The 7,742-nt window shown below is 39.0% G+C and carries 7 protein-coding genes; 5 read left to right on the top strand and 2 right to left on the bottom strand.

The features are described from left to right. Window positions 1-189 precede the first annotated feature (189 nt). The 3 genes from efp to nusB are packed head-to-tail and all read left to right on the top strand — an operon-like array spanning window position 190 to window position 1,579. Complete coding sequence (gene efp / locus K6V43_RS11020) at window positions 190-747, top strand: elongation factor P (RefSeq protein ID WP_024391541.1); 558 nt, start codon at window positions 190-192, stop codon at window positions 745-747. Between the two features lie 27 nt (window positions 748-774). Further along, window positions 775-1,167, top strand: coding sequence for an Asp23/Gls24 family envelope stress response protein (locus K6V43_RS11015; protein ID WP_024396589.1), 393 nt, complete (start codon window positions 775-777; stop codon window positions 1,165-1,167). After that, window positions 1,157-1,579, top strand: a complete 423-nt coding sequence (gene nusB, locus K6V43_RS11010) for a transcription antitermination factor NusB (RefSeq protein ID WP_024391543.1) — start codon at window positions 1,157-1,159, stop codon at window positions 1,577-1,579. The genes K6V43_RS11015 and nusB overlap by 11 nt, the downstream gene beginning before the upstream one ends. 71 nt (window positions 1,580-1,650) lie before the next feature. Here nusB and K6V43_RS11005 read toward each other — a convergent pair whose 3' ends face one another. Continuing rightward, window positions 1,651-2,616: a LacI family DNA-binding transcriptional regulator gene (locus K6V43_RS11005; RefSeq protein ID WP_160863916.1), complete on the bottom strand. Its 966-nt coding sequence runs from the start codon at window positions 2,614-2,616 to the stop codon at window positions 1,651-1,653. Then, window positions 2,597-4,051 carry a sucrose-6-phosphate hydrolase gene (locus K6V43_RS11000; protein ID WP_222383120.1) on the bottom strand — a complete coding sequence of 485 codons (1,455 nt, stop codon included), beginning with the start codon at window positions 4,049-4,051 and terminating at the stop codon, window positions 2,597-2,599. The genes K6V43_RS11005 and K6V43_RS11000 overlap by 20 nt, the downstream gene beginning before the upstream one ends. Window positions 4,052-4,253: 202 nt before the next feature. On the opposite strand from K6V43_RS11000, the gene K6V43_RS10995 reads away from it, so the two are divergent. Together K6V43_RS10995 and scrK are read left to right on the top strand one after the other, a co-directional pair. Continuing rightward, the gene (locus K6V43_RS10995) at window positions 4,254-6,143 is read left to right on the top strand and encodes a sucrose-specific PTS transporter subunit IIBC (RefSeq protein ID WP_222383119.1); all 1,890 of its coding nucleotides are present in this window, start codon (window positions 4,254-4,256) and stop codon (window positions 6,141-6,143) included. A 92-nt stretch (window positions 6,144-6,235) separates the two neighbouring features. Further along, window positions 6,236-7,117 (top strand): fructokinase ScrK, encoded by an 882-nt coding sequence (gene scrK, locus K6V43_RS10990; RefSeq protein WP_222383118.1) that lies wholly within the window; start codon window positions 6,236-6,238, stop codon window positions 7,115-7,117. Window positions 7,118-7,742: the final 625 nt, after the last annotated feature.

Here is a 7,742-nt window from a genome sequence, read left to right as displayed (position 1 = left end):
TACAACGCCGTACAACACAAGAAAAAGGTTTAAAAAATCGTTGAAAAATTCAATTATATCAAGCAATTGAAGTGGTTTATTAAAAAATTAAGTGATAAAGTCGGGAAAAGAATTGATTGTCATTTGAGAAATTTGCTGATTTATGGTAAAATAAAACGAATAAATTATTTTTAAGAGGTAAACATTCAAATGATTGAAGCAAGTAAACTTAGAGCAGGTATGACCTTTGAAGCGGAAGGCAAATTGATTAAGGTCTTGGAAGCAAGTCATCACAAACCTGGTAAGGGAAATACAATCATGCGTATGAAGTTGCGTGATGTGCGTACAGGATCTACTTTCGATACAACTTACCGTCCAGATGAAAAATTTGAACAAGCTATTATCGAGACTGTTCCAGCTCAATATCTTTACCAAATGGATGACACTGCTTATTTCATGAACACTGAAACGTATGATCAATATGAAATTCCAGTAGCTACAATCCAAGAAGAATTACTATACATTTTAGAAAACTCAGATGTAAAAATTCAATTCTATGGAACAGAAGTGATTGGTGTCACTGTCCCAACAACTGTTGAATTGGTCGTTGCTGAAACACAACCATCTATCAAAGGTGCAACAGTGACAGGTTCTGGTAAGCCAGCGACTATGGAGACTGGTCTTGTTGTTAACGTACCAGATTTTATTGAAGCAGGTCAAAAACTTGTTATTAATACAGCAGAGGGAACATACGTTTCACGCGCTTAAGCGTTTCCTCTTAGGAAAGGAGAGCCTATGACAGTAGAATATCAGGGCGAAATTGTTATTGCGCCACGCGTTCTTGAAGTAATTACAGGCATTGCTGCCGCTAAAGTGGATGGGGTACATTCCCTCCAGAATAAAAGAGTAGCGGATAGCTGGTCAAAAACATCTTTAAATAAAGGAATTTACCTTGAGACGGATGAAGAAGGTCGAGTAACAGCAGATATTTATGTTTATTTAGAGTATGGTGTCAATGTACCTGCCGTATCTATGGATATTCAACGTGCTGTTAAAACAGCAGTTCTAAATTATGCAGATGTACAAGTTGATGCTGTCAATATCCATGTCAATGGCATTGTTCCTGATAAGACACCAAAACCAGCATTGAAAGATTTATTCGGAGAGGATTTCCTTGATGAAGAATAATAGACATGCCTTGCGGAAATGTGCGTTGCAGGCAATCGTATCGCTTGAATTTGGACAAGAACCCGTTCAAGCTGCTCAGTTTTCTTACCTTTATGATAAAGAAGATGAGCAAGAAGGAATTGAAATTCCACTTTTCCTTCTTAATCTTGTCAATGGTGTAGCGGATTATCGTGAGGAGTTGGATAAAGAATTATCCACTCGACTAAAATCAGGCTGGACCTTGGATCGTTTGACTTTAATTGATAAGAATATCATGCGATTAGGATTATTTGAAATTTTATATTTTGAAGAAACGCCAGATCGTGTTGCAGTCAATGAAGCAGTTGAACTAGCCAAAGAATTTTCAGATGATGCATCTGCTAAATTTGTCAACGGTGTACTAAGCCAGTTTATAAAAGAAGAAGCCAAATAAGGTTTCTTCTTTTATTGTAGAATGAAAAGTGAAAAAGACTGTACTTGATGTCAATTCAAGTACAGTCTCTTTTATACACTCGCCCCAGCTAAGAGGGTGATTGGTAAAATATAGTCTGTTTTTGGGAGTTTCTTTCCCTCAATCTTATCAATCAGTAAATCAACTAACAACCGTGCGATCTCGACCAATGGTTGTTTGATGGTTGTTAATTGAGGATAATAACTCTCAATAAAGCTCGTACCATCATAACCAATTAATTTGATATCCTCTGGAATGGATAATTTTAAAGAACGAGCCACATTCCAAACCAGCATAGCTGTCGCATCGCCAGAAACAAAAATGCCATCTGGTTTGTGTTTTTCAAGTATTGAGCGGATCTCCATTTCTTTTCTCACTGGGGATAAGTCGCTTGCGATTTTAAAAACTTTAGCTTCATCTAAAATAGAAGTGAAGCCTACTTGTCGTAGTCCAGTTGGAGAATTAGAGTCGTCATTTCCCGTAATCATTAATGGATTGTGACATCCCGCTTTTTGTAAGGTTTGGGCAGCTAATATCCCGCCAGCAAAATTATCGGAGGAGACAATGGGAATGGAAGGAGAGAGGTTGCGGTCAAAAGCAATAATTGGTGCGACGACACGATCGTAGTCTTGAATTCCCAAATTGTGACTGCCTGATATAATACCATCAACTTGGTTTGCTGCTAGCATTTCTAGATATTCACGTTCCTTATCGGATTCATGTTGGCTATTACAAATAATGGTTTTATAACCTCGATCAAAAAGTTCTTTTTCCAGATGTCCTATTAGCTCAGAATAGAAAATATTGTTGATGGTTGGAAAGATGAGACCAACTAATTTTGCGGATTTACCTTGTAAGCTACGTGCCAGGTTGTTCGGTTTATAACCTAGTTCACGCATGGCTTCCTCGACATTGCGAATGGTTTTTTCAGATAGGTATCCTTTTTTATTGATAACGCGTGAGACAGTGGTGGGGCTAACCCCAGCTAACTGTGCTACATCAGTTAGTTTTGCGACCATAATCTAAGTGGTAGTAGGTTCCAGTCGGTGCTCCTGTTCGGATGACAATTCCGTTTTGATCAGCATCTGGGAAGACGCGACCAGAAAATACTTTTTCTCCTTTATTAATAAAAATTTCAAAGACTGACTTATCGATGAAGATATTTGCAGTTATTGCTCCAGGCTCAATTTCACATGAACGAGTTGTCCCGAAGTCCAAAGCAAATGGCTGACCACAGTTGCCACGGTCTAAGGTAATCTGACCGTTTTCTGTATCTACTGTCAGGACCAAGCCGTTCTTTTCTTCATTTGCAAATAGAACTAGTTCGTGCTTGTTTCCAGCTGAGAAGTCAAGTTCCAATTCGTAAACATTATTAGTTTCTTTTTGGGCTGAAAATGGCTGAGCTTCTTTACGAAGACTGGTAATAGCATCGACTGGATATTGGTAGAGCTTACCGTCCTTGATGGTTAATTCTTTAACCAATGACAGACAGCCTTGGTAGTCATAAGCATCGGTTGGGTATTCCACATCAGGAAGAGCCAACCAGCTTACAGAGAGTGTTCGACCGTCTGGTGCATTAAAGGCCTGGGTTGCATAGCACTCAAAACCATAGTCCAAATTGGTCAATTCACCTGGTTCTACAATAGTGGCTGTCTGAGGATCGAAACTCTGACCAATCTTGTACATATTTGGATAGATATTGCCGTAGTCCAAAACCTTTTTGTCCAAACCTTGAGGACAGTAGAGAAGGATGGGTTGCTCACCAACAAAAGCAATATTCGGACATTCCATCATATAAGCGGTCGTATCATTGGCAAAATCTAGGTCACCAACATAGGACCAGTTGAGGTAGTCATTATTTTCAGCTTTATAAAGTTTGACAATTCCTTTTTTATCCAGATTTTGTCCACCGACGATAGCGTAATATTGCCCTTTATAGTTGAAAATTTGTGGATCACGGAAATGGTCAGTGGTATCTTCTGGTTGCTCAATCAAGACTTTATCAATCTTTTCAATCTTACCATCCTTGTCCATCAAGGCACCGATTTGGTATGGATGGCGAACCCAATTTTCATCGCGGACATTTCCAGTATAGAAGAGAAAGAGCTTGTCGCCAAAATCCATGGCAGATCCAGAGTAAGCGCCGTGACTGTCTAAAGGAGTATCTGGATAAAGGACTGTACCTGTTTCTTCAAAATGAACCAGATCGGTTGATTCAGTATGTACCCATGATTTTAGGCCGTGGGCTGCACCAAAAGGAAAGTATTGATAAAACAAGGTCCATTTTCCATTAAAATAAGAGAACCCATTGGGGTCGTTCAAGAGTCCATGCGGTGTTTCGATATGGAAGTTGGTTCTCCAAGGTGAACTTTCAGTATTCTTTTTAATTTTTTCAATGTATTCGGGTGTCCAGTCAGCGTAAGCTCTGTAACGTTCCTCAGTTGTGAATGTCATAATTGTCTCCAAAATTCTATTTTTTCAATTAATATAGTAAACGTTTTCTTGCAAAAAATCAAGTTTTAACAGTGGTTTTGATAAATTCGAAAAAAAATATGATAAACGTTTGACATATAGCTAGAAAATGATATAATTAAAGCATCGAAAGTTTGAAAACACTTTCAAAAACAAAAAATATTTATAAGGAGATTTTTGCAAGATGAACAATACAGAAATTGCAAAAAAAGTCATTGACGCTCTTGGTGGACGCGAAAACGTACGTAGCGTTGCCCACTGTGCAACACGTCTTCGTGTAATGGTCGTTGATGAGAATAAAATCGACAAGGATACAGTCGAAGACATCGAAAAAGTTCAAGGTGCCTTCTTTAACTCAGGTCAATACCAAATCATCTTTGGTACTGGTACAGTAAACAAAATCTACGATGAGGTGGTTGCCCTTGGTTTACCAACAGCGACTACTGGTGAACAAAAAGCTGAAGCTGCTAAACAAGGTAATGCTTTCCAACGTGCTATCCGTACTTTCGGTGACGTATTCGTTCCAATCATTCCTGCTATCGTAGCAACTGGTCTTTTCATGGGTCTTCGTGGTCTTCTTGGAGCTCTTGGTTATACTCTTCCAGAAGATTTGAACGTTTACTCACAAATCTTGACAGATACAGCATTCATCGTATTGCCAGCCTTGGTTGTATGGTCAACCTTCCGTGTATTCGGTGGTAACCAAACAATCGGTATCGTACTTGGTATGATGCTCATTGCGGGTCAGTTGCCAAACGCTTGGGTTGTAGCATCAGGTGGCGATGTGAAACCAACTATCTTCTTCGGTTTCATTCCAGTTGTTGGTTTGCAAGGCTCAGTATTGCCAGCCTTCATCATCGGTTTGATTGGTGCTAAATTTGAAAAAGCTGTCCGCAAGGTTGTTCCAGAAGTTCTTGACCTCTTGGTAACGCCATTCGTGACTTTGTTTGTCATGTCTATTCTTGGCTTGTTTGTCATTGGTCCAGTCTTCCACGTGGTTGAAAACTACATCTTGGCTGGTACGCAAGCTATCTTGAACTTGCCAATGGGTCTTGGTGGTCTCCTTATCGGTGGTGTTCACCAAGTTATCGTTGTATCAGGTGTTCACCATATCTTCAACTTCTTGGAAGCTCAATTGGTAGCAAACACTGGTGCTAACCCATTCAACGCTATCATCACTGCAGCTATGACAGCACAAGGTGCAGCTACAGTAGCGGTTGGTGTGAAAACTAAAAATCCTAAATTGAAAGCTCTTGCTTTCCCAGCAGCTCTTTCTGCCTTCCTCGGTATTACTGAGCCAGCTATCTTCGGTGTGAACTTGCGTTTCCGCAAACCATTCCTTCTTTCATTGATTGCTGGTGCCATCGGTGGTGCTGTAGCATCTCTTCTTGGTCTTGCTGGTACAGGTATGGGTGTTACTATCATCCCAGGTTTGACACTTTATGCAGGTAATGGTCAAATTCTTCCATACATCCTTATGGTAGCTGTATCATTCGCTCTCGGTTTTGCTTTGACTTACCTCTTTGGTTATGAAGATGAAGAGCCAGTTGCTGGTAAATCTTCTGCAGTTGCAAAGGAAACAGCGGCTCTAGCAAATGAAGCTACAACAGCTTTGCTTTCTGAAGAAACTCTTGTTTCTCCACTTTCAGGTAATGTAGTTGCTCTTGAAAATGTTAATGACCCAGTCTTCTCATCAGGAGCTATGGGTAAAGGTTTGGCTGTTAAACCTTCTGAGGGTGTTGTTTATGCACCAGCAGATGCAGAAGTAACAATTGCTTTTGAAACAGGTCATGCTTACGGTTTGAAAACAGCAACTGGTGCTGAAATCTTGATCCACATCGGTATCGATACAGTTTCTATGAACGGTAATGGTTTTGAGAAATTAGTAGTAGCTGGTGATAAAGTAAAAGCTGGTACTCCGATTGCTAAATTCGATGCTGCGAAAATTGCTGAAGCAGGTCTAGATGATACTACGATGGTAATCGTAACAAATACAGCAGACTTTGCTGAAGTTTCACCACTTGCTGAAGGAACAATTGCTCATGGAGCAGACTTCTTGAAAGTAGTAAAATAGTATAGAAAATTGAAAGGAAAAGGCATTAGGCCTTTTTCTTCTATTTCTTTCTATGGTATAATGAAACAGATAAAACAATGGGAGATAATAAGATGACAAAATTATATGGTAGCTTGGAAGCTGGTGGAACAAAATTTGTTTGTGCCGTAGGTGATGAGAACTTTCAAGTTGTTGAAAAAACGCAATTTCCTACGACAACTCCTTATGAAACGATTGAGAGAACGGTTGAATTCTTCAAACGCTACGAAGAACGCTTGGCAGGTATTGCGATAGGTTCTTTCGGTCCGATTGATATTGATCAAAACTCTTCGACATATGGATACATTACTTCAACTCCAAAACCACATTGGTCAAATATTGACTTACTTGGCTTAATTGCTAAGGAATTTAATATTCCTTTCTATTTTACGACAGATGTGAATTCATCAGCTTTTGGTGAAACCTTGGTTCGTAAAGGGGTAAAGAGCTTAGTTTACTATACAATCGGTACAGGTATTGGTGCAGGTGCTATTCAGAATGGTGAATTTATCGGTGGCTTGGGTCATACTGAAGCTGGTCATACTTACGTTGCCTTACACCCTTACGATGTTAAAAATGAATTTAAGGGAATGTGCCCATTCCACAATGGGTGTTTGGAAGGCTTAGCGGCAGGTCCGTCACTTGAAGGAAGAACTGGTATTCGGGGCGAATTAATCGAGCTCAACTCAGACGTTTGGGATGTGCAGGCTTACTACATTGCACAAGCAGCTGTACAAGCAACATTGCTCTACCGTCCACAAGTAATTGTATTTGGTGGAGGAGTTATGGCTCAAGAGCACATGCTTAATCGTGTACGTGAGAAGTTTGCCGGTTTGATGAACGATTATCTCCCAACACCAGATGTCAAAGAATATATCGTAACGCCAGCTGTTGCTGAAAATGGTTCTGCAACTCTTGGTAATTTTGCCTTAGCAAAAAAAGTATCTGAAAAATAAAAGTGAGATAAGTTGAAATGGCAACCCTGTTAATGAGAGGGTTGCTATTTTTTCAGAATAAAAAGATATGTTGGAAAGATAAATCTTATACTCTTCGAAATGTAAAACAGACCTTATTGACTTGATTTTCATTGAGTATTAGTGACTGGATATTCTATATAGAATGTGAAAGTTAGTTTTCCCATTTTAAGGTATGCAAAAAATATAAGTGACTTTTCAAAGTACAAGTGTTTCAATATTAAAATTTACATATTTAGACAGGCAAGTATTAGGATAGTTAAATAACTTTGAAATGTTGTGTTATGAACTAATTTGAGCTTATTTTTCTTTGATTATTTTTTTGGTTTTCATAAACTCTCTTTATTTTATTGACTTTTAGAATCATTCCCGTAGTTATTTATTCCCGTCCTATCACCAGATTAGCACGCTATAAAAAGAAAAATCGCCACGTTAAGTAGCGATTTTTCCCTTTTGTGAGCCTCAATGCAACGTCAAAGCGTTATAATAGTTTTAAGTCAAAAATCTCTATTAGCGAGGTCTCACTATGAAAATTATAACACAGCTTAACCTTTTTGAGGATCAGGAACTAGGTGATTTAGAAAAAATTTTGATGGTATTAGATGGT

It is taken from the genome of Streptococcus suis, assembly GCF_019794615.1.
GTDB classification, from domain to species: domain Bacteria; phylum Bacillota; class Bacilli; order Lactobacillales; family Streptococcaceae; genus Streptococcus; species Streptococcus suis_AI.
The sequence above is the reverse complement of the archived record's forward strand: the minus strand, read 5'-3'. Positions and strand labels throughout refer to the sequence as shown.

Coding starts and splice junctions, on each gene's coding strand:
- K6V43_RS11015 (WP_024396589.1), top strand. CDS start 775: ATGACAGTAGAATATCAGGGCGAAATTGTTATTGCGCCACGCGTTCTT.
- nusB (WP_024391543.1), top strand. CDS start 1,157: ATGAAGAATAATAGACATGCCTTGCGGAAATGTGCGTTGCAGGCAATC.
- K6V43_RS11005 (WP_160863916.1), bottom strand. CDS start 2,616: ATGGTCGCAAAACTAACTGATGTAGCACAGTTAGCTGGGGTTAGCCCC.
- efp (WP_024391541.1), top strand. CDS start 190: ATGATTGAAGCAAGTAAACTTAGAGCAGGTATGACCTTTGAAGCGGAA.
- K6V43_RS10995 (WP_222383119.1), top strand. CDS start 4,254: ATGAACAATACAGAAATTGCAAAAAAAGTCATTGACGCTCTTGGTGGA.
- scrK (WP_222383118.1), top strand. CDS start 6,236: ATGACAAAATTATATGGTAGCTTGGAAGCTGGTGGAACAAAATTTGTT.
- K6V43_RS11000 (WP_222383120.1), bottom strand. CDS start 4,051: ATGACATTCACAACTGAGGAACGTTACAGAGCTTACGCTGACTGGACA.